This is a genomic window from Microbacterium sp. STN6, assembly GCF_026410545.1.
Classification (GTDB): domain Bacteria; phylum Actinomycetota; class Actinomycetes; order Actinomycetales; family Microbacteriaceae; genus Root112D2.
In genome coordinates, this window is the sequence record NZ_JAPMIT010000002.1 from 397,852 (window position 1) to 421,884 (window position 24,033).

At 69.9% G+C, this 24,033-nt stretch carries 18 protein-coding genes; 16 read left to right on the forward strand and 2 right to left on the reverse strand.

Annotated features, from left to right (window positions below; translation table 11 throughout):
- Nucleotides 1–22: 22 nt before the first annotated feature.
- From OSC27_RS07275 to OSC27_RS07345, 15 genes are all read left to right on the forward strand, one after another.
- Nucleotides 23–784, forward strand: coding sequence for a PP2C family protein-serine/threonine phosphatase (locus OSC27_RS07275; RefSeq protein WP_267180777.1), 762 nt, complete (start codon nucleotides 23–25; stop codon nucleotides 782–784).
- 5 nt (nucleotides 785–789) lie between these two features.
- Nucleotides 790–2,097 carry an FHA domain-containing protein gene (locus tag OSC27_RS07280; protein ID WP_267180778.1) on the forward strand — a complete coding sequence of 436 codons (1,308 nt, stop codon included), beginning with the start codon at nucleotides 790–792 and terminating at the stop codon, nucleotides 2,095–2,097.
- Entirely contained in the window at nucleotides 2,097–3,743 is a 1,647-nt protein-coding gene (locus OSC27_RS07285) for a serine/threonine-protein kinase (protein ID WP_267180779.1), read from the forward strand. The genes OSC27_RS07280 and OSC27_RS07285 overlap by 1 nt, the downstream gene beginning before the upstream one ends.
- Nucleotides 3,740–4,447 (forward strand): hypothetical protein, encoded by a 708-nt coding sequence (locus OSC27_RS07290; RefSeq protein ID WP_267180780.1) that lies wholly within the window; start codon nucleotides 3,740–3,742, stop codon nucleotides 4,445–4,447. Before OSC27_RS07285 ends, OSC27_RS07290 begins: the two co-directional genes overlap by 4 nt.
- A 131-nt stretch (nucleotides 4,448–4,578) precedes the next feature.
- A complete protein-coding gene (locus OSC27_RS07295) occupies nucleotides 4,579–9,885 on the forward strand; it encodes an Ig-like domain-containing protein (protein ID WP_267180781.1) in 5,307 nt (1,768 codons plus the stop codon).
- Nucleotides 9,886–9,943: 58 nt separating this feature from the next.
- Nucleotides 9,944–10,912: an AAA family ATPase gene (locus tag OSC27_RS07300; protein ID WP_267180782.1), complete on the forward strand. Its 969-nt coding sequence runs from the start codon at nucleotides 9,944–9,946 to the stop codon at nucleotides 10,910–10,912.
- 16 nt (nucleotides 10,913–10,928) lie between these two features.
- Nucleotides 10,929–12,221 carry a DUF58 domain-containing protein gene (locus OSC27_RS07305; RefSeq protein ID WP_267180783.1) on the forward strand — a complete coding sequence of 431 codons (1,293 nt, stop codon included), beginning with the start codon at nucleotides 10,929–10,931 and terminating at the stop codon, nucleotides 12,219–12,221.
- Nucleotides 12,218–14,599, forward strand: coding sequence for a transglutaminase-like domain-containing protein (locus tag OSC27_RS07310; RefSeq protein ID WP_267180784.1), 2,382 nt, complete (start codon nucleotides 12,218–12,220; stop codon nucleotides 14,597–14,599). The genes OSC27_RS07305 and OSC27_RS07310 overlap by 4 nt, the downstream gene beginning before the upstream one ends.
- Before the next feature lie 7 nt (nucleotides 14,600–14,606).
- Entirely contained in the window at nucleotides 14,607–15,290 is a 684-nt protein-coding gene (locus OSC27_RS07315; RefSeq protein ID WP_267180785.1) for an FHA domain-containing protein, read from the forward strand.
- A 141-nt stretch (nucleotides 15,291–15,431) separates the two neighbouring features.
- Nucleotides 15,432–17,003, forward strand: coding sequence for a 3-isopropylmalate dehydratase large subunit (gene leuC, locus OSC27_RS07320; protein ID WP_267180786.1), 1,572 nt, complete (start codon nucleotides 15,432–15,434; stop codon nucleotides 17,001–17,003).
- On the forward strand, nucleotides 17,003–17,605 hold the full coding sequence (gene leuD / locus OSC27_RS07325; protein WP_267180787.1) for a 3-isopropylmalate dehydratase small subunit: 603 nt from the start codon (nucleotides 17,003–17,005) through the stop codon (nucleotides 17,603–17,605). Before leuC ends, leuD begins: the two co-directional genes overlap by 1 nt.
- On the forward strand, nucleotides 17,602–18,972 hold the full coding sequence (gene murA, locus OSC27_RS07330; protein ID WP_267180788.1) for a UDP-N-acetylglucosamine 1-carboxyvinyltransferase: 1,371 nt from the start codon (nucleotides 17,602–17,604) through the stop codon (nucleotides 18,970–18,972). Before leuD ends, murA begins: the two co-directional genes overlap by 4 nt.
- 7 nt (nucleotides 18,973–18,979) lie before the next feature.
- Entirely contained in the window at nucleotides 18,980–19,750 is a 771-nt protein-coding gene (locus tag OSC27_RS07335) for a lysophospholipid acyltransferase family protein (RefSeq protein WP_267180789.1), read from the forward strand.
- Nucleotides 19,740–20,867 (forward strand): NAD(P)H-dependent glycerol-3-phosphate dehydrogenase, encoded by a 1,128-nt coding sequence (locus tag OSC27_RS07340; protein WP_267180790.1) that lies wholly within the window; start codon nucleotides 19,740–19,742, stop codon nucleotides 20,865–20,867. Before OSC27_RS07335 ends, OSC27_RS07340 begins: the two co-directional genes overlap by 11 nt.
- A complete protein-coding gene (locus tag OSC27_RS07345) occupies nucleotides 20,770–21,867 on the forward strand; it encodes a D-alanine--D-alanine ligase family protein (RefSeq protein WP_267180791.1) in 1,098 nt (365 codons plus the stop codon). Before OSC27_RS07340 ends, OSC27_RS07345 begins: the two co-directional genes overlap by 98 nt.
- Here the strand turns inward: OSC27_RS07345 and OSC27_RS07350 are convergent.
- Complete coding sequence (locus OSC27_RS07350; RefSeq protein WP_267180792.1) at nucleotides 21,833–22,381, reverse strand: DUF3515 family protein; 549 nt, start codon at nucleotides 22,379–22,381, stop codon at nucleotides 21,833–21,835. The two genes, OSC27_RS07345 and OSC27_RS07350, sit on opposite strands and share 35 nt — an antisense overlap.
- Before the next feature lie 19 nt (nucleotides 22,382–22,400).
- On the opposite strand from OSC27_RS07350, the gene thiL reads away from it, so the two are divergent.
- A complete protein-coding gene (gene thiL / locus OSC27_RS07355) occupies nucleotides 22,401–23,399 on the forward strand; it encodes a thiamine-phosphate kinase (protein WP_267180793.1) in 999 nt (332 codons plus the stop codon).
- Here the strand turns inward: thiL and OSC27_RS07360 are convergent.
- Nucleotides 23,369–24,004 (reverse strand): RsmD family RNA methyltransferase, encoded by a 636-nt coding sequence (locus OSC27_RS07360; protein ID WP_267180794.1) that lies wholly within the window; start codon nucleotides 24,002–24,004, stop codon nucleotides 23,369–23,371. The genes thiL and OSC27_RS07360 overlap by 31 nt on opposite strands.
- Between the last annotated feature and the right edge of the window lie 29 nt (nucleotides 24,005–24,033).

Here is a 24,033-nt window from a genome sequence, read left to right on the forward strand (position 1 = left end):
CGACGTGGGTCGCGTGCGCAAGGTGAATGAAGACAGCCTGCTCGCACGAACGCCGGCGTTCCTCGTCGCCGACGGCATGGGCGGGCACGCGCGCGGCGATGCGGCCAGCCAGACCGCGGTGCACGTTCTCGACGAGGCGATCGGCGAGGGCACGACGCCGACGGCCGACGACGTGCTCGCTGCCGTGCGGCGGGCCAACACCGCCGTGCGCCAGCTCTCCGACGTCGACGACACGGGCGTCGCCGTCGCCGGCACCACGCTCTCGGGCGTCGTCAGGGTGCGCACCGAGGCCGACGGCGAGGCGTGGATGGTGCTCAACGTCGGCGACTCCCGCGTGTACGACTGGGACGGCAGAACGCTCAGCCAGCTCAGCATCGACCACTCCGCGGTGCAGGAGCTGCTCGACGCGGGCGTCATCGGCGCAGAGGACGCGGCCGCGCATCCGGACCGCAACGTCATCACGCGCGCACTCGGCGCCGAAGACGACGTCGACGTCGACGTGTGGATCCTTCCCGCCGGCTCCTCCCGCCGGTTCCTGGTGTGCTCCGACGGGCTATGCAAGGAGCTCGACGACGAGCGCATCGCGCATATTCTCGCCGACTCGCCGACCGAGACAGCCGCCGACGCCCTGGTCGACGCCGCCCTCGAGGCCGGCGGGCGGGACAACGTGAGCGTCATCGTGGTCGACTCGCGCGAGGGCGACGACGCCGACGACCCGAACCAGACGCGGGACCGTGCCGAGCCCGTGCGCGAGTTCCTCGAAGACACGAGACCACGGGGCTAGGGCGCATGCTTCAGATTCACCAGGCGACACCGGGCTCCGGCTGGCTTGCTCTCGCCGGCGCCACGCGCGTTCTCGTCGTCAACCGGCCGGATGCCCCAGACGAGCGCGCGGTGCGTGAGCTCTGGGAGTGCGTCACAGCGCACGACGGCGTGCAGCGCTGCCTCGAGTCGCTCGCCGCGGCGGGGCTCGCGGCCACGCCCGCGTTCGCGCTCGTGGAGTGGGAGAGCGATCCGGCCGTTGCGCCCGCGGTCGCGCGTGTGATCGTGCGGGGAGGCGTGAGGCTGAGCGTCTCGGCCGACGCGCAGACGCGCGACGTCTCGGCGACGGGGGTCTCGACGTGGGTGGAGCAGATCGTCGAGAACGTGTCGCGCATCGAGATCGTGTGCCCCACAGAGGGCGAGTTGTCGTCGGCGGCCCTGCCGCTGCAGGTCGGAGCATCCTGGGTCTCGGCCGTCAGCATCGGGGCGCTCGACGGCGACGACGTGGAGGCGACCGTGGTGCTGCCGCGGCCGGCTGCGGCTCACGAGCCTGCGGCCGCGGCCGCTCCTGCGGCCGACGAGCCTGCGACGGCCGCAGCCGACGAGCCCGCGAGTCACGAGACGATCGTCGAGGCGACCCTGGTCGAGACGGAGCTGGCGGAACCCGTGCTGGCGGAACCCGTGCTGGCGGCTGCGCCATCCGGGTACGACCACCTCTTCGGCCAGACGGTCGTGCGCACCGTCGAGGACGCCGCGGTGCGCCCCGGCGGCGACGAGCCCACCGAGGAGAGCGAGCGCATCGACGTTCCCGCGTTCGTCACCGACTCGTCACCCGTGAAGACCACGGGCGACCACGACGGGTTTACGGTGGTCAGCGGAGACATCGACCGGATGCGCGCCACCGCCGGCTCGGCGCCGACCGGTTCCGCGACGCCCGACCCCGCATCGCATGACTCCGCCTCGGCCACCCCTGCGGCCGCGCCGCCCCCTCCGGCTCCGCAATTCGCGATCGAGCTCATGACGGGCGCTTTCGAGCCGCTCGATTCCACCGTGCTCGTGGGTCGGGCGCCGAGCGCCAAGGCCATCTCGAACGGCCGCGTGCCGCGTTTCGTCACGGTGGGCAACGGCGATCAGGACATCTCGCGCAACCACGTGCAGTTCGAGGTGCAGGGCGACACCGTGGTCGTCACCGACCTGCACTCGCGAAACGGCACGATCGTGGTGCTGCCGGGCAAGCCGCCGCAGAAGCTGCGCGCGGGGGAGCCCACCTCGATCATCACCGGCACGGTGGTCGACCTCGGCGGCGGGGTGAGCATGACGGTGCGGCAAGAGTGATGCGGCGCACCCCATCGACCGCGCCCGACCTGCCGGGCTACGACGTCGTGCGCCTGCTCGGCTCCGGCGGGTTCTCTGACGTGTTCCTGTACGACCAACGGCTGCCGAAGCGCCAGGTTGCCGTGAAGGTGCTGCTCATCGAGGGTCTGGGCGACTCCACGCGCGCCCAGTTCGTCGCTGAGGCCAACGTGATGGCGCAGCTGTCGGCGCATCCGTACATCGTCACGATTCATCACGCGGATGTCGCCGCTGACGCGCGCCCCTATTTCGTCATGGAGTATTGCTCGGGGCCGAGCCTGGCGGAGCGGTACAAGCGCGAGCGCTTCTCCGTCGAGGATGCGCTGCGAACGGGGGTGCGGCTCTCGAGCGCGGTCGCCACGGCCCATTCCGTGGGGATTCTGCACCGCGACATCAAGCCAGGGAACGTGCTGACGAACGCGTTCGGCTGGCCGGCGCTGACCGACTTCGGCATCTCGTCGACGCTCGAAGAGGAGCTGCCGCTGCACACCACGACCGGCGGGCGCCCGTCGGCGCACGACGAGACGGCGAGCGGAACGGGCTCGGGCCAGTCCGTGGGCATGAGCGTGCCCTGGTCGCCGCCGGAGATGTTCGTCGACAACCCGCAGCCCGATGTGCGCAGCGACGTGTTCTCGCTCGCGGCGACGATCCACACGCTGCTCGCCGGCCGCACGCCGTTCGAGGTGCCCGGCCGCTCCAACGGCACCCTCGACCTCATCGGCCGCATCGAGCGCGGCGTCATCACCCCGCTTGGCCGCGACGACGTGCCCCGCTCGCTCACGGCTGTGCTGCAGAAAGGGATGGCGGCCCGCCGCGCGGACCGCTTCTCGACGGCCGTCGAGTTCGCGAGGGCGCTGCAGCGGGTCGAGCTCGAACTCGGCTACGCGCCCACGAGCATCGAGGTGCCGAACCTCGTGGTCGCCGCCGCCGAGCGTGAGGCGCAGGATGACGACGCGACCCGGGCGCGCTCAGTCTCCACCATCGCCGTGCAGCCGCCGCCCGCCGCGCCGACCACCGCGCCGCCGGCCGCGGCATCGCCGACGACGGCTCCGCCGGCCCCGCCCGCCGAGTCGACCCGCTTGAGAGCGCCCGTCTCGGTCGAGCAGACGGTCGTGCGGCCACGCCGGGAGACGGTGCACGAGCCCGCCGACGAACAGCAGGCGGGCGGCGTTGGCGCCAGCGCGATCGACGCAACAGGCACGCCCGACGAGCCTCGACGGCGCCGCGTGCTGCCGTTCGTGCTCGGCGCGGCGGCGCTGCTCGTCGCCGCCGGCGTCGTGGCGGCCGTGCTCACCTCGCTCGGCGGCGGTACGAACGACGCGGGGCCGACAACCGCGCCGGCTGCCGGCGCAGGCATCGACGTCTCCGCCGTTCCCACGCCGAAGCTCGTGTCCGTCACGCCATCGGCCGACGGCACGTCGGCGGCGTTCGCGTGGTCCAATCCCAAGCCAAAAGGCGGCGACACGTTCCTCTGGGCGCCGTCCGAGACCCCGAACAAGGTGACCCATGTTGACGATCCGAACCTCACCGTGAGCGGTGTGACCCCGGGTTCGCGCGTCTGCATCGACGTGTGGGTGCTGCGAGACGGCCGAACCTCGGCAGAGCCCCTTCAGGCGTGCACGCCATGAAGCCGCCGAGAATCGAGTTCTGCGGCGAGTGGTTCGAGGTGGGCGAATCCGGCGAGATGACGGTGGGCCGCGAGGGCGAGCTCGCCATCGACGACAACCCGTATCTGCACCGGCAGTTCCTGCGCATCTACGAAGACTTCGGCATGTGGTGGCTTGCGAACGTGGGCAACCTGCTTTCGGCCACCGTGACGGATGCCACGGGCGCCGTGCAGGCCTGGCTTGCGCCGGGGGCCCGGCTCCCGCTCGTGTTCCCGCAGATGCACGTCATGTTCAGTGCAGGCTCGACCACGTACGACTTCACGATCCACGCGGCCGACGACTACTTCAACACGTCCGTGACGGCACCATCCGGCTCCGGCTCGACCACCATCATGCCGGTCAGCCTCACGGTGTCGCAGAAGCAGCTGGTCCTCGCGCTCGCCGAGGACGTGCTGACGCAGTCCGTTCCCGGCCGCGGAACGCTGCCGGCATCCGCTGACGCAGCCGCCCGCCTCGGCTGGAGCATGACCACCTTCAATCGCAAGCTCGACAATGTGTGCGACAAGCTCGACCGCATCGGGGTGACGGGGCTGCGCGGCGGCAAGGGCAGGCTCGCGAGCAACCGTCGCGCGCGACTCGTGGAATACGCGGTCGCAACCCACCTCGTCAGCGCCGAGGATCTGCCCATGCTCGACTGGCCGAAAGACGACGACGAGCACTCCTGATCCAGTGCGCCTGGGCCGCCGTTGGCAGCGATACGGGCGTGGTCGGCACGAAAAGCACGCGTGCTAGCGTTGTCGAGGCTTTCCCCCCACCACTACGGGGGTAGTACTGATCGTGTGTTCGAGGAGTGTGCGTGGGGGCGTTCACGTCATGGGTGTCGCGCAGGCGCAGGCTGACCACGGCCGTCGCCATCGTCGCCATCGTCGGCGTGCCCGTCACGTTCGCGCTGCTGCACCAGGGCTTTCCGCGCACCGACCCGCAGCTGAACGCGCGTGACGTCTGGGTCACCAATGGCACCGAGCTGCTCGGCGGGCGGCTCAACCACCAGATCGGCGAGCTCGACGCCAAAGTGAACGGAGCCTCGAGCCATCTCGACGTGCTGCAGGACGGCGGCGCAACCCTGCTGACCGACACCGCGCAGGGCACGGTGCAGGTCATCGACCCCGCGTACGTGTCGCTGACCGAGAAGATCTCGATCCCCGTCGGCGCGCATCTCTCGTATGGCAAAGACACGCTCGCGGTTCTCAGCCGCTCCGGCTCGCTGTGGGTGCTCGACGCATCCGAGCACCTCACGTTCGATGCCACGGCGACCAAGCCGGCCGCGAAGCTCGGGCCCGACGCGCAGGTCGTCGTCACCAAGAGCGGCGTCACGTTCGCCCTCTCGCCCTCGCAGAAGCGCCTGTACCGCGTCGAGAGGCCGGGGCAGAAGGCGACGACGGCCGACTTCCCGGTAGTGAAGCACTACCAGCTCTCCGCGGTCGGCGACACTGCGGTGGTGCTCGATACAGACGCGCAGCGGCTGCTCACCGCCGACGGAACCGACACCCGGCTCGGCACCCGCGGGCTGAAGCTGCAGCAGCCGGGCCCCGACAACGACGTGGCGCTCGTCGCCACGGGCACGGGCCTGCTCAGGGTGCCGCTCGGCGGCGGTGACACCATCGAGGTTCCGGCCGGCATCAAAGGAGCGGTGACAGACGCGGATGCCGCATCCGCCCCCGTCTACCTGGCTGGTTGCGCGTACGGGGCCTGGGCCGGCGCCCAGCGCTACCTCTACGCCTGCGACGGCGCGAAGCCCACCTCGCAGAGCATTGGGCAGCCGGTCACCGCCAGTCAGCTCGAGTTCCGGGTGAACCACGGCGTGATCGCGCTCAACGACCTCGGCAACGGCAACGCGTGGATCGTCTCGTCGAACATGCGGCTCGTGAACAACTGGGCGCAGGTGAACCCCGACCGCATCTCGAAGGACGGCCAGACGGGCAAAGAGCGACCGGTCAAGCAGTCGTTCGAGGATGCGGTGGCGCACCGCACCACCGTCAACCGCTCACCCACCGCCACGGACGACACGTTCGGGGCCCGCCCCCAGCGCACCACCGTGCTGCCGGTGCTCACGAACGATACCGATCCCGACGGCGACGTGCTCACGATCACGAGTGTCACGCCGGTGCCGGAGGAGCAGGGGCGGCTGGAGGTGATCGAGGGCGGCCGCGCGCTGCAGTTCACGCCGGCGTCGAGTGCCGCGTCATCCGTGTCGTTCCGCTACACCATCGCCGACGGGCGCGGCGGCGTCGCATCGGCCCAGGTCAACGTGTCGGTCGTGCCGGCTGCAGAGAACAGCGCGCCCGTCGCGGTTCGCTCGAGTGCGGCGTCGGTTGAGGTGGGGCAGTCGATCAGCCACAACGTGCTCACCGACTGGATCGATCCCGACGGCGACGACATCTACCTCGTGGGCGCCGAGGCGACCACGGCGGATTCCGTGACGTACACGGCGGCGGGTGACGTGACGTTCACGTCGAAGACCGGCCAGACGGGCTCGAAGCAGGTCACCTTCACGGTGTCCGACGGCCGCACCACGGCCACCGGCTCGCTCATGATCGACGTGGCCGCGGCAGACTCGCTCGACCCCGTGGCGGTTCCGGATTACGCGACGGCGTTCGTTGCGAGCGAGGCGGTCGTTCATCCGCTCGACAACGACCTGTCGCCCTCGGGGGCCTCCCTCACACTTCTCGATGCCGCGCTCGACTCGGGCGGTGCCGGCACCGTGTCGGTGAACCGCGACGACGGCACCATCTCGTTCCGCACGAACGCCGCCGGCTCCTACTACCTCTCGTACTCGCTCGCCGCCGGCTCGCATTCGACCAAGGGCATCGTGCTGCTCACGATCACGAACCCGCCGGCGAAGCAGCTGCCGCCGATCGCCGTCAAGGACATCGCGTATGTGAGGCCGGGGGAGCCGACCACCGTGAACGTGCTCGACAACGACGTCTCGCCGTCGGGTCGCGTTCTCGTGCTGCAGTCGGTGGCGAAGGGGGCGGATGCCGCCGCGCTCAACGTGGAAGTGCTCGCCGACTCGGTCGTGCGCATCACCTCGCCCACCGTGCTTGCGGGGCAGGTGCAGCTGACCTACACGATCTCCGACGGCTACGGCACCGCGAGCGCGGGCATCACGATCGTGCCGATCCCGCCGCTCGTCGACCACCAGCCGCCCATCGCCGAAGACGACGCGGCGACCGTGCGCGCAGGCGACATCGCCAGCGTGCCCGTGCTCGACAACGACCTGTCGCCGGACAACGAACCGTTCACTCTCGACGAGACGCTCGTCGACGCCTCGGGAGCGGGCGACGGGGCCGACGCGTTCGTCTCGGGCTCGCTCGTGCGGTACCAGGCGCCTTCGAAGCCGGGCACCTACAGCGTCACGTACGGCATCACCGACAAGTTCGACCAGAAGGCCACGGCGTCGCTCACGTTCACGGTCACGGCGCCCGACCGCGAGGCCGACACGGCGCCGAAGCCGCGCGAACTGACCGGTCGCGCCTTCGCCGGGGCCGCCGTCGACATCGTCGTGCCGCTCGACGGCATCGATCCCGAGGGCGACTCCGTCTCATTGCGCGGCATCGCCACGGCGCCCGCCCTCGGCCGCATCACGAAGACCACCGGCTCGTCGTTCACCTACCAGGCGTACGCCGCATCCGTGGGCACAGACACCTTCACGTACACCGTCGAGGACACCTACGGAAAGTCGGCGACGGGCACCGTGAACATCGGCATCATCCCGCGGCCGTCCACCGTGAAGCCGCCGACGGCCGTCGACGATCACGTCGAGGTCAAACCGGGCAAGACAGCCTCGGTGCCGGTGCTGCTGAACGATTCAGACCCCAACGGCTATGTGATCAGCCTCGAGAAGAAGCTGCCCGAGGTGCAGCAGCCGCTGAAGGCTCGGGTGGTGGGCGGCAACGTGCTCGTGACGGCGCCGGTGAACGAGGGTGCGTGGGTCATCCGCTACCAGATCACCAACGGGCAGGGCGGCTCGGCGACCGCGTTCATCCAGGTGGTCGTGACGAAGGATGCGACGCCCGTCTACCCGACGGCCGTCGACCACGTGATCGAACTCGACCAGCTGACCGGCAAGTCGAGCATCACCGTCGACGTGCTCGACGGGGCGCGGAACCCCTCCGGTCTCGTCGACGATCTCACGGTGGCGACGGACGGCCCGAACGCCGACGCGGCGCGCATCGGTGACGACGGCAGGGTCACGGTCACGCCCGGCCAGCACCGCATGGCCATCACGTACGCGCTGACCGACACGACGACCGGGCTGGCAGGCAAGGCGTTCATCATCGTGCCGCCCAAGCCCGGCTCGCCCGACGCGTCGACCGCGAAGCCGCGCATCAAACCGTCGCTCGCGCAGCAGGTCGTGCCCATGAACGGCACCATTTCATGGAAGCTCTCTGAGATCATCGACTTGCCGAGCGGTCGGCCGGCCACGATCACCGGGGCGAGCGGCACGACGGCCAGCAACAGCAACGGCCACTCGCCGTACGTCGACGCGCACGCGCTCACCTTCACACCCAAGAAGGACTACCGGGGGCCGGCCGCGATCACGTTCCGGGTGAACGACGGGCGTGAGCCGGGAACGGCATCCGATCGCATCACCATGCTCACCCTGCCGATCACAGTGGGCAAGCCAGACCAGACGGATGTTCCGCCCACGTTCACGCCGCCGAACCTCACGATCGAGGCGGGCGAGGCCGCGCAGACAATCGACCTGCGCGACTCGAGCTTCCACCCCAACCCCGAGGTGCTGCAGGCGCTCCAGTATCGCGGTTTCGCCGACCCCTCCAAGGACATTCAGGCGAGCCTCGCGGGCTCGAAGCTCACCGTCTCCGCGCCGTTCGGGGTGCAGCCGGGCACGACCGCGACCCTCACCTTCACCGTCGCGTACAAGGACTTCGCGATTCCCGGTTCCGTGAACGTGCGCGTCGTCTCGTCGACCAGGCCCGTCGCCACGCAGAAGAACCCTCCGCAGCAGCTCGAGTTGCGCCGGGGCACGGCCGGCGGCATCACCCTGAAGAACGCGGTGTCGAGCGACTACTGGATCAACCCGTTCCCCGACAAGCCGTTGACGATCACGGATGCCGCCTCCGTCAGCGCCCCCGCCGGCGTCACGGTCGCCCACACCGACTCGTCGATCACGGTGGTCGCGGGAACGGCCGCCGCATCCGGCCGCGTGAACGTCACGTACCGGGTTCAGGACGCCACGAAAGATCCGCAGCGCGTGCAGATCGGCCAGCTGACTGTGAGCATCCATGATGTGCCGGATGCTCCACCCGCCCCGTCGAAGGTCACCGCCACCGACCGCAAGGCCACGATGACGATCGTGGCGCCGAAGAGTGACAACGGCAAGACGATCAGCTCGTACACCCTCTCGTGGAACGGGGGAACGAAGAGGGTCGCCGCCCCCGGCACATACACCGTGACGGGCCTGACGAACGGCACCGCGTACTCGTTCGCGGTCGTCGCGACCAATGCCGACGGCAACAGCGCCTCGTCTGCGAAGAGCGCCACCGTCACGCCGTACGGCACACCAAGTGCCCCGCGCAGCGCCAAGATTACGGCCAGTTCGCCGTACTCGCCGAGCGACCTGACGCTCAGCTGGAGCGCACCGAGCGACACCGGCGGCGGCGCCGTCACGTACGAGTACCGGCTGAACAACGGCGGGTGGACCTCGGCGGGCAGCAAGACGTCGGTGAAGGCGAACAACAAGGGCGTCGGCAGCTACAGCTTCGACGTGCGCGCGACGAACACGGGCAGCGGGAACACGGGGCCGGCCGACTCCTCTGGCAGCGTCTCGGTGACGAAGAAGCCGGACCCGCCTCAGCCGAGTGTCACGCTGAGCAAGGGCGCCGGCCCGTACACGCAGGACGGCTGCAGCTTCGGCTGCTTCTACTACCACGTCGTCATCGATCACTTCTCCCCGGGCGGCCACACGGTGCAGTTCTACTGCCGCTCCCTCGACGCCCATGACACGATCACGGCTGATGGCAGCGGGCACGGTGTTCTCGACACCCAGAGCGGCGGCTCGTGGCACGGCTACTGCGGCTACGACGGCGCCTACGTGACGGTCGACGGCGTGAAGAGCAACGTGACGAGTTTCCATCCATGACCGGGCAACAGATGACGGCAGCAGAAGTGTGTCCGACGGACACGACGAGAGGATCCCGATGGCGGTAACACCGGAGCAGGCGCAGTGGTTCCAGGGCGCGTTCACGCAGCTCGTTGGCAATATCGACAAGGCCATCCTCGGCAAGCACGGGCCCATCAGGCTCGTGCTCACGGCGCTGCTCTCTGACGGGCACGTGCTGCTCGAAGACGTGCCGGGCACCGGCAAGACGGTTCTGGCCAAGGCACTGGCGAACACGGTCGACGGCACGCACTCGCGCATCCAATTCACGCCTGACCTGCTGCCCTCCGACGTGACGGGTGTCACCATCTACGACCAGTCGAGCGGCCGCTTCGAGTTCCACCCCGGGCCCATCTTCGCCTCGGTCGTGCTGGCCGATGAGATCAACCGGGCGAGCCCCAAGACGCAGTCGGCGCTGCTCGAGGTCATGGAGGAGGGCGTCGTCACCGTCGACGGCGTCGGCCACCCGGTCGGCGCGCCGTTCCTGGTGATCGCCACGCAGAACCCGGTTGAGCAGGCCGGCACGTACTCGCTGCCCGAGGCGCAGCTCGACCGGTTCCTCATCAAGACGTCGCTCGGCTACCCCGACCACGCCACGACCATCAGCCTGCTGCTCGACTCGTCGAACCGCGCGCGGGCCAGCGCCATCCAGCCCATCATCGCGTCGGACTCGATCGTCACCATGGCCCGCCTCGCGAGCGAGGTGCACGTCGACGGTTCGGTCATGGGCTACGTGAGCGAGATTCTCTCGGCCACGCGAAGCGACAAGGATGCCGCGCTCGGCGTCAGCATCCGTGGCGGCCTCGCGCTCGCCCGCGCCGTGAAGACCTGGGCGATCGCCGCCGGCCGCACGTTCGTGACGCCGGAGGATGTGCGTGACCTCGCCGAGCCCGTGCTCGCGCACCGCATCATCGTGGAGCCCGAGGCCGAGTTCGCAGGGGTGCGCGGCGCCGACATCGTGGCCCGGGCCATCGCCACCATCGAGCCACCGGCGTATCGGGCCGCCTGACACACAGACTGAGAGCATGACGCAAGCAGCAGGCACGCGGCGTTCGCAGACCCGACTGGCATTCGGCCAGCTCGGGCGCTCAGCCGTGTCTGCACTCGGCGGGGTTGGGCGGATGCTGCAGCCGGCCTGGCAGCGCACGCGCGTCTTTCTCGGGCCCCTGCTCGCGGCGGTCAGCCCGATCGGCTGGCTCGTTCTGGCCGCCACGCTCGCCTCGTTCCTCATCGCGGGCGTCCTCGGCTGGGCGGAGTTCACCTTTCTCGGCACCACGCTTGCCGCGGGCTTTCTCGTGGCGCTCTGCTTCGCGTTCGGTCGCGCCACCTACCGCGTGAGCGTCGAGCTGAATCCCCGGCGGGTCGTGGCGGGGGAGCGGGCGCTCGGCCGCATGCTCGTCGAGAACTCGGGCACGCGGGCGGTGCTGCCGACCCGCATGGAGCTGCCGGTCGGCACGGGCGTGGCCGACTTCATGATCCCGCGCCTCGCGCCAGGGGTGCAGAGCGAGGAGCTCTTCGCCATGCCGACGCATCGGCGTGCGCTCATCCTCGCCGGCCCCGCGATCTCGGTGCGCGGCGACCAGCTGGGGCTGATCCGGCGCACGGTGAAGTGGACCGACGAGATCGAGCTCTTCGTGCATCCGCGAACCACGCGGCTGCGCGCAACGGCCCGTGGCCTGGTGCGCGATCTCGAGGGCCAGACGAGTCAGGTGATCACCGACAGTGACCTCGCCTTCCACGCGCTGCGGCAGTACGAGGCGGGCGACGACATCCGCAATGTGCACTGGCGCACCTCGGCCAGGACCGGGCAGCTCATGGTGCGCCAGTACACCGAGACCCGGCGCTCGCAGCTGCTGCTGGCGCAGAGCGCCGAGGCGCGCCACTACGCCTCGGATGACGAGTTCGAGCTCGGCATCTCGGTCATGGCGTCGATCGGCTGCCAGGTGATCCGCGAGAAGACCAACCTCAGCGTGGTCTCTGAGGGGGCACGACTGCGTGATCGCAGCGTGACGGCGCTGCTCGATGATTCCTGCCGAATCCAGCAGGTCGATGACGCCAATCCCAGCCTGCGCGAGTTCCTGCGCACTGCGACGCGCATGCTGCCGGTGCCCTCCCTGGTCATCCTCGTCGTCGGCTCGGCCGTCACACCCGCCGAGATCCGCGCCGCTACCACCCTCTATGGATCCGAGACGGTGCTCGTCGCCGTGCGCGTCGACCTGGGCGCGGCGCCGTCGCTCGCGAAGGTGGGCTCGCTCACGCTTGCGACCGTCGGTTCCCTGCCCGACCTGCCCGCGCTCCTCGAGAGGACGGGCCGGTGAGCGCCGCGGGGGCAGCCGGGACCGCGGGGACAGCCGGGACCGCGGCGGGCCACCGGCCGCGTCGTCGCGCTGCGACCCGCTCGCGCCCGGCATCCGTCACGACAGCCGTTTGGGCCGACGTCAGCGTGCTCACGGCGCTCAGCCTCATCGCGATCGCCGGCTTCGAGCCCGCCTTCGGCCCGTACAACTACCTGCTCGCGGCCCTCGGCGGCCTCGCCGTCGGCACCGGCGTGGCGATCGTCTGCTTCGTCTACCGACTCAGGGTTCTCGGCAGCATCCTCATCGCGGTCGCCGCCTACCTGGTCGTCGGCTCGGCGGTGGCGATGCCCGGCCAGGCGCTCGCCGGCGTGCTGCCAACGCCGACCACGCTCGCGGGCCTGGTGCTCGGCCCGGTCTTCGGCTTCCCCGACATCGTCACCCTGCGCGCGCCCGTCGAGGCGCCGCCGTATATCGCCGTCGTGCCATACGTGGCGGCCTGGCTCGTCTCCTTCGTGTGCGTCAGCCTCGCCTGCCGCTGGCTGCCCGGCCGGCCGCGCACCGTTTTGCGCGCCAGTGTTCTGCTCATCGGCCCGACCGCGATCTACCTGACCGGCGTGCTCATCGGCACTTCCCAGCCGTATTACGCGGGTGTGCGCGGCGTCGCCTTCGCCGCCATCGCTCTCGTGTGGCTCGGCTGGCGTCGCCGGGGCGCCGCGGCCATCGCCATCACGGTCGACCCGGCCGTGCGCCGTCGCACCATCAGGGGAGTCGCCGTGCTCGTCGCCGCCGCGGTCGTGCTCGGCGGCGCCGCGGGAGCGCTTCTCGCCCCGGTATCCTCCTCGCGCTTCGTGCTTCGCGACCAGATCACCCCGCCGTTCGACGCGCAGCAGTACCCGAGTCCGCTCGCCGGCTTCCGCCACTTCACCAAGGCCGAGGCCAAGACGCGCCTGTTCACCGTGAGTGGGCTCGCCGAGGGTCAGAAGATCCGCATGGCCGCCCTCGACAGCTACAACGGCCAGGTGTGGAGCGTCGCGGGCCCCTCGACCGAGACCGAAGGCACGGGCGGGTTCGAGCTGCTGGGAGAACACATACCAGCGCCGTCGCTGTTCACGCCCGCGGCATCCTCGTCACTCACGTTCAGCATCGAGGCCTACGACGACGTGTGGCTGCCCGGCGCCGGCTACCCCTCGTCGCTGCACTTCACAGGTGCCACGGGGCAGGATGCCGCCGCCAACGTGCGCGTCAACACCGATTCCGGCAGCACCGCCGTCACGAGCGGGGTCGACCGCGGGCTGCGCTACACGATGGGCGTCGTGCAGCAGCGGGTGCCCTCAGACAAGAAGCTCGCATCGGTGCCGGCGGCGCGCCTGCCGATGCCGCCCGTGACGACCATTCCCGACGTGGTGGCCGCGAAGGCCGAGGAATACGCGGGCAGCGCCACGAGCGTGATCCAGCAGCTGCGCAACATCGAGCGCTCGCTGAAGAGCGTCGGCTACCTCAGCCACGGTCTCGCCTCAGACCCGGTGCCCTCGCGCGCGGGCAGCGGCGCCGATCGCATGACCGAACTGTTCACCAGCGAGCCCATGGTGGGCGACGAGGAGCAGTACACCTCGGCGTTCGCGCTCATGGCCAGGCACCTCGGCTACCCGGTGCGCGTGGTCATGGGCTTCGCGCCCAAGGTGAAGCAGGGGCAGAGCACCGTCACGGTGACGGGCAAGGACGTGACGGCGTGGGACGAGGTCGCGTTCGCGGGCGTCGGCTGGGTGCCCTTCTACCCGACGCCGACGAAGACGGATGCGCCCCAGGAACAGACGACGAAGCCTAAGATCGAGCCGCAGCCCCAGGTGCGCCAGCCGCCCATGACGAACCAGCGGCAGGATGAGCTGCTGACGCCCGTGAAGATCAGCGACAAGAACCCGCGCGACAAGCAGCACGGTTTCAACGTGCCCGCGTGGGTCTGGTGGACCGCGGGGGGCGTCGGCATCCCGGTTCTTCTTGTGGTGCTGATCGTGCTCGGCGTCGCTGCCCTGAAGCGCCGCCGGCGTCGACGCCGCTTCGCGAGTGGGCCACCGCACGCGCGTGCCGCCGGCTCCTGGGACGAGCTCGTCGACCGATACGCCGAGCTCGGGCTCGAGATCCCCGGCGTGGCGACCAGGCGGCAGGTGGCGCTCGCGCTCGGCGAGCAGGCGACGGCGCAGTCGCTCGCCGTGCCCGAGGCGGGGCTCGCACCGCTCGCGCTCAGCATCGACGACGCGGTGTTCTCGCATGAGGGGCCGAGCGAGCAGGCGGTCGACGCGGTGTGGCACGAGACGGATGCCGTCGTCGCCGCCTCCAGCGCCTCCGCCGGGTGGCTGCGACGCCGCATCGCCGGGTTCCGTTACCGCAGGCGCCGCTTATAGTTGTCGCGTGGACAAGCCAGGATTCATCACCCCGCCGCCCGGGCTGATCCCGTCGAAGCCAAAAGAGATCTCGGAGACCGTGCGCCTCACCGAGCGCCGCCCACCCCTGCCCGAGTTCCATCCCGCCCCCCTGCGGGTTGAGGAGCCGCGCAGCGGCGTCTCGAAACCGACCCCCATGCCGGTTGAGGAGCCGCGCAGCGGCGTCTCGAAACCCACTCCCATGCCGGTTGAGGAGCCGCGCAGCGGCGTCTCGAAACCGACCCCCATGCGGGTTGAGGAGCCGCGCAGCGGCGTCTCGAAACCGACCCCCATGCCGGTTGAGGAGCCGCGCAGCGGCGTCTCGAAACCCAGCGCCGCGCCCCCGCAGTTCAGTCTCGTCATGCACGACGGTTCGGTCATCCGCGTCTCCGGCACCCTGCTGCTCGGCCGCGACCCCGCCCGCGTTCCCGGCTGGGAGTCCGCCGGGCTCGGCCGCGTGAACGACCCCGAGAAGTCCGTCTCCAAGACGCATGCGGGCCTCGACTGCAGCGACGGCGTGTTCTGGATCACCGACCTCGACTCGACCAATGGCATCGCGGTGGTCGACCCTGCGGGCGCCGAGACCGTGCTCACGCCCGGCGTGCGCCACAGCGTCGAGGCAGGCAGCACGGTCGAGCTCGGGCGCTACCGCATCAGGGTCTACCGGCAGTGAGAAGAGGTGCAGGTGATATTCTGATGCCCATGTTGTTCGGTCTGCTTCTCCTTAGCTGCCGCGACGAGCGCTGATATCAGGCCCGGCTCGTCGCGGAGTCTGTTGTCGGCTGACCGCACTGCACACGAGGAGAACGAACACATGAGCATTGAGACAGATGACGCGCGCACGCCCCTGACCCTGGCGGAGAAGATCTGGCGCGACCACCTCGTCGTCAAGGGAGAGGGCGGCAATCCCGACCTCATATACATCGACCTGCACCTGGTTCACGAGGTGACGAGCCCGCAGGCCTTCGACGGGCTCCGCATGGCCGGCCGGCCGCTGCGCCGCCCCGACCTGACGATCGCCACCGAGGATCACAACACGCCGACGATCGACATCGACCGGCCCATCGCCGACCTGACCAGCCGCACGCAGATCGACACACTGCGGCGCAACTGCGAGGAGTTCGGCGTTCGCCTGCATTCGCTCGGCGACGTCGAGCAGGGCATCGTGCACGTTGTCGGCCCGCAGCTCGGCCTCACCATGCCAGGCATCACGGTGGTCTGCGGCGACTCGCACACCTCCACGCACGGGGCATTCGGTGCCATGGCGTTCGGCATCGGCACGAGCGAGGTCGAGCACGTCATGGCCACGCAGACGCTGCCGCTGAAGCCGTTCAAGACCATGGCCATCACGGTCGAGGGTGAGCTGCGGCCGGGCGTGAGCGCGAAAGACATCATCCTCGCGGTCATCGCGAAGATCGGAACCGGTGGCGGCCAGGGCTACGTGCTGGAGTACCGGGGCAGCGCCATCCGCGCTCTCTCCATGGAGGGGCGCATGACGATCTGCAACATGTCGATCGAGGCGGGTGCGCGCGCCGGCATGGTGGCCCCGGACGAGACGACGTACGCGTACCTGAAGGGCCGCCCGCACGCGCCCGCCGGTGACGATTGGGATGCGGCCGTCGCGTACTGGGAGACGCTGAAGACCGACGACGACGCCGTGTTCGACGCCGAGGTGTACCTCGACGCCAACGAGCTCGAGCCCTTTGTAACGTGGGGCACCAACCCGGGTCAGGGCGTCTCGTTGAGCGAGTCGGTGCCGTCGCCGGAGTCGTTCGACGACCCCAACGAACGGGCGGCCGCCCAGCGCGCGCTCACGTACATGGACATCGAGGCCGGCACCCGTATGAAGGACATCAGGGTCGACGCCGTGTTCATGGGCTCGTGCACGAACAGCCGCATCGAGGATCTGCGCGCGTTCGCCTCCATCATCAAGGGGCACACGAAGGCCGAGGGCGTTCGCGTCATGGTGGTTCCCGGCTCCGCGCGCGTGCGCCTGGAGGCGGAGGCCGAGGGCCTCGACAAGGTGTTCGAGGAGTTCGGTGCCGAATGGCGCTTCGCAGGCTGCTCGATGTGCCTCGGCATGAATCCGGATCAGCTGGCTCCGGGGGAGCGGTGCGCCTCGACCTCGAACCGCAACTTCGAGGGTCGCCAGGGCAAGGGTGGCCGCACGCATCTGGTCTCGCCGCTCGTCGCCGCGGCGACCGCCGTGCGCGGCACGCTCTCGAGCCCGTGGGACCTCACGAATGAGGCACCCGCGCCCGTGCAGGCCGCGTCTCGAAACCTGTCGGCCGCAGAGGGTTTCGAGACGGCGCCTGCCGGCGCCTCCTCAACCCGCGTAGAAGGAGCGCCTGCCGGCGCCTCCTCAACCCACGGAGGGGAGTTCTAATGGAGAAGATCTCGACCATCACCGGCGTCGCGGTTCCGCTCAAGCGGTCCAACGTCGACACCGACCAGATCATCCCAGCCGTGTTCCTTAAGCGGGTCACGAAGACCGGCTTCGACGACGCGCTCTTCCATGCCTGGCGGCAGGATCCTGACTTCGTGCTCAACCAGGAGCCGTTCCGCGAGGGTCGCGTGCTCATCGCCGGGCCCGATTTCGGCACCGGGTCGTCACGTGAGCACGCGGTGTGGGCGCTGCGTGACTACGGGTTCGCTGCGGTTCTCAGCGCGCGCTTCGGCGACATTTTCCGCGGCAACTCCGGCAAGCAGGGCCTGCTCACCGGGCAGATCACGGAGGAGGACACCGAGCGCCTCTGGGCCGCGATCGACGCCCACCCTGGCGTCGAGGCCACCGTCGATCTGGTTCAGCGAACAGCGAGTATCGGCGACCTCACAGTTGCGTTCGAGATCGACGATTACACTAGGTGGCGGCTGCTCGAGGGCCTTGACGACATCGGGCTGACACTGCGTGATGAGGCGCGGATCACAGAATTCGAATCCCGCCGCGAGTCATGGCGGCCCAAGACATTGCCGGTGAAACAAGCGTGAACACACTCGTGACGGACGCGTCGAAAGCAGGTGCCAGCGTGGGACTCGCGGGAGACAGGATCACCATCAACGGTGGGCGTCCTCTCACGGGCCGCATCGAGGTTCGCGGCGCGAAGAACCTGGTCACCAAGGCCATGGTCGCCGCCCTCCTCGGAGACACGCCGAGCCTGTTGCGCAACGTGCCCGACATCAGCGATGTGCGCGTCGTGCGCGGTCTGCTCGAGGTGCACGGCGCGAAGGTGCTCGACGGCGACGAGCCCGGCTCGTTCGTGCTCGACCCGGCCAACGTCGAGAGCGCCCACATGGCCGACATCGACGCGCACGCCGGCTCCAGCCGCATCCCGATCCTGTTCTGCGGCCCGCTTCTGCACCGGCTCGGCGAAGCGTTCATTCCCGACCTCGGCGGATGCCGCATCGGTGATCGGCCGATCGACTTCCACCTCGAGGTGCTGCGCCGGTTCGGTGCCATTGTCGAGAAGCTGCCGAGCGGCATCCGCATGTCTGCCCCCAATGGCCTTGAGGGCACGAAGGTCGAGCTGCCGTACCCGAGTGTCGGTGCGACCGAGCAGGTGCTGCTGACGGCCGTGCGTGCCCGCGGCATCACCGAGCTGAAGAATGCGGCAATCGAGCCCGAGATCATGGATCTCGTCAACATTCTGCAGAAGATGGGTGCGATCATCACGGTCGACACCGACCGGGTCATCCATATCGAGGGCGTCGAGCGCCTGACCGGCTACACCCACACGGCGCTCTTCGACCGCAACGAGGCCGCGAGCTGGGCGGCGGCGGCGCTCGCCACCAGCGGCGACATCTTCGTCGGCGGCGCACAGCAGGCCGAGATGCTCACGTTCCTCAACGTGTTCCGCAAGGTCGGCGGCGCGTTCGACATCGACGACGACGGCATCCGGTTCTACCACCCCGGCGGCGACCTGAAGCCGGTAGTCATTGAGACGGATGTGCACCCGGGATTCATGACGGACTGGCAGCAGCCGCTCGTGGTCGCCCTCACGAAGGCGCAGGGCGTCTCGATCGTGCACGAGACCGTGTATGAGCAGCGGTTCGGCTTCGTCGACGCACTCGTGGAGATGGGTGCCTCGATCCAGATTCACAAGGAATGCCTCGGCGGGCACGCCTGCCGATTCGGCCAGCGCAACTTCAACCATTCCGCCGTCATCAGCGGGCCGAGCACCCTGCACGGTGCCGACATCGAGGTGCCAGACCTGCGCGGCGGCTTCAGCCACCTCATCGCGGCGCTGAGCGCTGAGGGCACGTCGACCGTGAGCAACGTCGGAATCATCAGCCGCGGCTACGAGAACTTCATCACGAAGCTGAAGCAGCTCGGGGCCGACTTCGTTCTCGAAGGGTAGCCGGCCAGTGTCGACACCCCAGCCCGCGACGAAGCGAGCACGCTCGGAGCGCTCCAGACCCTCGATCTTCTGGGTGCTCGCCGCCATCATCCTGCCCATCGTCGGCCTCATGGCGAAGGTGCGCGTCGTCGATGGCGAGAAGCTGCCGAAGCACGCCGCGTGCGTCGTCGCGCCCAACCACTACAGCGAGATCGACCCGGTCATCGTCGGCATCGCCATGTGGAAGCTCGGTCGGCTGCCGCGATTCCTCGCCAAGGGCAGCCTGTTCCGGGTGCCGGTCGGGGGGTGGTTCCTGCGCACGAGCGGGCAGATTCCCGTCGAGCGCACCGGATCGGCGCGTGGCGGCAGCCCGCTCGATGCCGCACAGCAGTTGGCGGAGCACCAGCAGGCGGTCATCGTCTACCCTGAGGGCTCGCTCACGCGTGACCCTGACATGTGGCCGATGCGGGGCAAGACCGGTGCCGCGCGCATGGCGCTGGTGCACGGGATTCCCGTCATCCCCGTGGCTCATTGGGGCACGCAGAAGGTCATGGCGCGCTACTCGAAGAAGATCCACGTGTTCCCGCCGCGTCCGGTCACGGTCAAGGTCGGTGACCCCGTCGATCTCTCCCGCTTCCGGGGCCGCCCCGTGGACCAGGCGACGCTGCTCGAGGCCACCAACGTCATCATGGATGCCATCACGCGCCTCCTCGAAGATCTGCGGGGCGAAAACGCGCCCGCCGAGCGCTGGGACCCGCAGGCGCACGACCAGAGGGAGACCGGGCGTTTTGAAGCGTAAGCCGACGCCGGCCAGGCGCGTCACCGTTCTCGGGGCCGGCAGCTGGGGAACCACGTTCGCCAAGGTGCTCGCCGACTCCGGCGCCGATGTGACGGTGTGGGCCAGGCGGCCCGAGCTGGCCAGGGAGATCACCGAGGCCCGCCGCAACAGCGATTACCTTCCGGGCGTGAACCTGCCACGCGGCATCCGTGCCACCGCCCGCCTCGGCGAGGCGCTCGATGGCGCCGAGCAGGTCTACGTGTCGATCCCCAGCCAGTCGCTGCGCGAGAACCTCAGCCAGCTGGTGCCGCACCTGAACTCGTCGAGCATCGTCGTGAGCCTCATGAAGGGCGTCGAGAAGTCGAGCGGGCAGCGCATGAGCGAGGTGATCGCGAGCGAGCTGCCCATCGACCCTGCGCGCATCGCGGTCGCATCCGGCCCCAACCTGGCGCTCGAGATCGCCCGCGAGCAGCCCACGGCGGCCGTCGTCGCCTCGTCGAGCCTCGAGACGGCGCAGCTCGTGGCCGTCACCGCGAGCAACAGCTACTTCAAGTGCTTCGTCAACACCGACGTGATCGGCACCGAGTTCGGCGGGGTGCTGAAGAATCTCATCGCCGTCGCCATTGGGATCGTGGATGGTGTGGGCTACGGCGAGAACACCAAGGCGTCGATCATCACGCGCGGCCTCGTCGAGATGACCGACTTCGCGGTGGCGTATGGTGCGCAGCCCGAGACGCTGTCAGGTCTCGCGGGTCTCGGCGACCTGATCGCGACCTGCGAGTCGTCGCTCTCCCGCAACAACACCGCCGGCCGGCTGCTCGGGCAGGGTTACAGCTTCGCCGACGTCGTCAAGCAGATGAACCAGACCGCCGAGGGGCTCGCCTCGGTGCGCCCCGTGCTCACGCTCGCGGCGGCCCGCGGCGTCGACATGCCCATCGTGAAGCAGGTCGGCCAGGTGCTGGCCGGTACGCTCAAACCGAGGGACATCGCGCCGCATCTGACGACCGATTCCGACCGGCCGCAGGGCGAAAGGAGCCTGGATGACGCAACGAGAAGTGGTGGCGCTTCTGTTTGGGGGGCGCTCAAGCGAGCACTCCATCAGCTGCGCGACGGCGGCGGGAGTCCTGGCCGCGATTGACCGCGACCGCTACGACGTCATTCCGATCGGCATCACCAGGGACGGCGCGTTCGTGCTCGAACGTGACGACCCATCCGCTTTCGCGCTGAACCCCGATCACCTGCCCGAGGTGACCGACAACGGCAGCCGCGTGCGCTGGCCGGAATCGGCGACGAGCAGAGAACTCACGGTGACGGATGCCGGGGGCCAGACCCGTTCGCTCGGTGACGTCGACGTGGTGTTCCCCATTCTGCACGGCCCCTACGGCGAAGACGGAACCGTGCAGGGCATGCTCGAGCTCGTCGACCTGCCGTACGTGGGAAGCGGCGTGCTGGGCAGCGCGCTCGGCATGGACAAGCACTACACGAAGACGGTGCTCATGCAGCACGGGCTCGCGGTTGCGCCGTGGGTCACCGTGACGAAGCGTTCGTGGCGCGACGACCCCGCGAGCGTGCGCGCGGCCGTGAGCGAGATCGGCTACCCGGTGTTCGTGAAGCCCGCGCGGGCGGGCTCGAGTGTCGGTGTGAGCGCGGCAGCAGACGACGCTGCCCTGGATGCCGCGCTCGAGACGGCGTTCGCCGAAGACGACAAGGCGCTCATCGAGGCGACCCTCACCGGGCGCGAGATCGAGGTGGGCGTGCTCGGTGGCCGTCCCGGCGAGCCGGCGCGCGCGTCGCTGCCGGGCGAGATCGTCGTCTCGGGCCGCGGCTTCTACGACTTCGCTGCCAAGTACCTCGACGCCCCCGGCATCGACCTGGTGTGCCCCGCGCCGATGGATGCCGCACAGCTCGCCGAGGTGCGCGAGCAGGCGGTGCGGGCCTTCGACGCCATCGGGGCTGAGGGCCTCTCGCGCGTCGACTTCTTCCTCACCGACGACGGCTTCGTGGTGAACGAGGTCAACACCATGCCGGGCTTCACGCCCATCTCGATGTTCCCGAAATGCTGGGAGGCGAGCGGCGTGGACTACCCGGCGCTCATCGACGAACTCATCCAGCTGGCGTTGGCGAAGCGGGAGCCGTAGGGGAGACGGACGGCGTTGGGGCCGTCGTCGGCGCCGCGAGTGCATCTGCCGCGCCCAGGCACTTGCGGGTCTGCGGGATGGTCGTGACGGCGGGCTTCAGGTCGGCCAGCACGGTGGAGTCGGAGACCTTGGTGTGATCGATCAGCACCTCGATCGCCGGGGTGCGCCCGTAGGTCGTGTAGCGCACGGCGCGATCGTTGGCGTCGTCGACGATCCAGTCGATGCCGAGCGCCGAGACGCAACGGTCGGTCGTCGGGGGCGGGCTGGCAACCCCGCAACGCAGCAGGACCGCCGCCGGGTCGCCCCAGGCGCCGGTAGCCTGCGCATCCGTTTCTCGGCTCTTCAGGCTCGCGACGGTATCGGGCAGGCGCACCGTGACGGCGGCGCACCGCGGGTTGTTCGCGTCGGCACCAGGCGAGAGCGAGACGGTCGGCGCGCAGCCGGCGAGCAGCAGCGCGAGCGCGAGGGCGGGCAGCGCCGCCAGAAGATGGGCGGGCCGGGCGATCACAAGCATTCAGGCTACCGTTTGATGCATGACGAACGCTGAGCGTGCCCACGCAGGAACCATCAGCGAGGTGGGGGAGATCGCCGCGCTCGAGCGCATCTTCCCGCTGCTGCCGCGTGCCGATGCCGCTCTTGTCGGCCCCGGCGACGACGCCGCGGTGCTGCGCGCGGACGACGGCCGCTTCGTCGTCACGACCGACATGATGGTGCACGGGCCGGACTTCCGCTTCGCGTGGTCGTCGCCGCATGACCTGGGCTGGAAGGCGGCCGTGACCAACCTCTCGGACGTCGCGGCGATGGGTGCGCGCCCCACCGCGCTCGTCGTGGCCATCGCCGCGAACCCCGGCACGCCGGTCGCCGACCTCGAGGCGATCGCCGACGGGTTCCGCGACGCGTGCGAGGCCCTCGCGCCCGGCTGCGGCGTCGTCGGAGGGGACCTGTCGGTCTCACGCACGTTCACGATTGCGGTCACGGCGTTCGGCGACCTCGAGGGGCGGGCGCCCGTGCTGCGGTCAGGGGCGCGGGTCGGCGATGCGGTGGCGGTCTCGGGCGAGCTGGGCGTCGCGGCCGAGGGGCTTCGGCTGCTGTTCACCGAGGCGGTGAACGATGACGGAACACCGGATGCCGCGCTCGCCGCGTCCGCAGCGGCTCGGCATCCGCGGCAGATCGGGGCGCAGCGCGCACCGCGGCCTCCCCTCTCAGACGGCCCGCTCGCAGCCGTGGCCGGCGCGACGGCGATGCTCGATCTGAGCGACGGGCTCGCGCGCGACGCGGGTCGGATCGCGCGTGCCAGCGGCGTCGGGGTCGACTTCGCGGCATCCGCTCTGGGTACCGATCCGCGCCTCGCGCTCGACGGCGGCGAGGATCACGGGCTGCTCGCCTGCTTCCCGCCGGGCACGCGGCTGCCTGGCGGCTTTCGTGAGATCGGCCGCGTCATCGAGGGCTCCGGCGTGCTCGTCGACGGGCGGCCGTACACGCGCGAGAGCGGCTGGGACCCCTACGCGGGCTGGGACGGCGCCGCCGGCTGAGCGGCGGCCCACCACAGTACGGTCTCGCCATAGGCGCGGGAGCGATCGGGGGCGAGGCAGTCGGGCCAGGTCGGTTCGGGCGAGCGGCTGCTGCGTTCGACGAGCACGATGGCGCCGGGGGTGAGGCGGCCGTCGAGCGCCGCGAGCGTGCGCGTGAGTTCGGCCTCGCCGAGGTCGTACGGGGGATCGAGGAAGACGACGTCGGCCCGCGGCCCCGCCGACTCGAGCCAGGTGAGCACCGGCGACACGCGCACCTCGATGGCGGGCACCGTGCCAGGGTGGGCCGCGCCTCCGCGAGCCGCGCCTTCGCGGGCTGCGCCTCCGCGAGCCGCGCGCGTCACCGCCTCCGCATTGCGCCGGCAGACGCGGGCGGCACCGGCATTGCGCTCGACGAGAACGACGGACGCCGCTCCGCGACTCGCCGCCTCGAGCCCCAGTGCGCCCGAGCCCGCATACAGGTCGAACACCGTCGCACCGGCGAGGGAATCGCGCGCCTCGAGCGCCGAGAAGATGGCCTCGCGCACGCGGTCGCTCGTGGGCCGGGTGCCCGAGGGGGGCACGGCGAGTGAGAGGGAGCCGGCGAACCCCGCGATGATCCTGGTCACCGTGCCACGGTACCCGACCTCCCATGTCG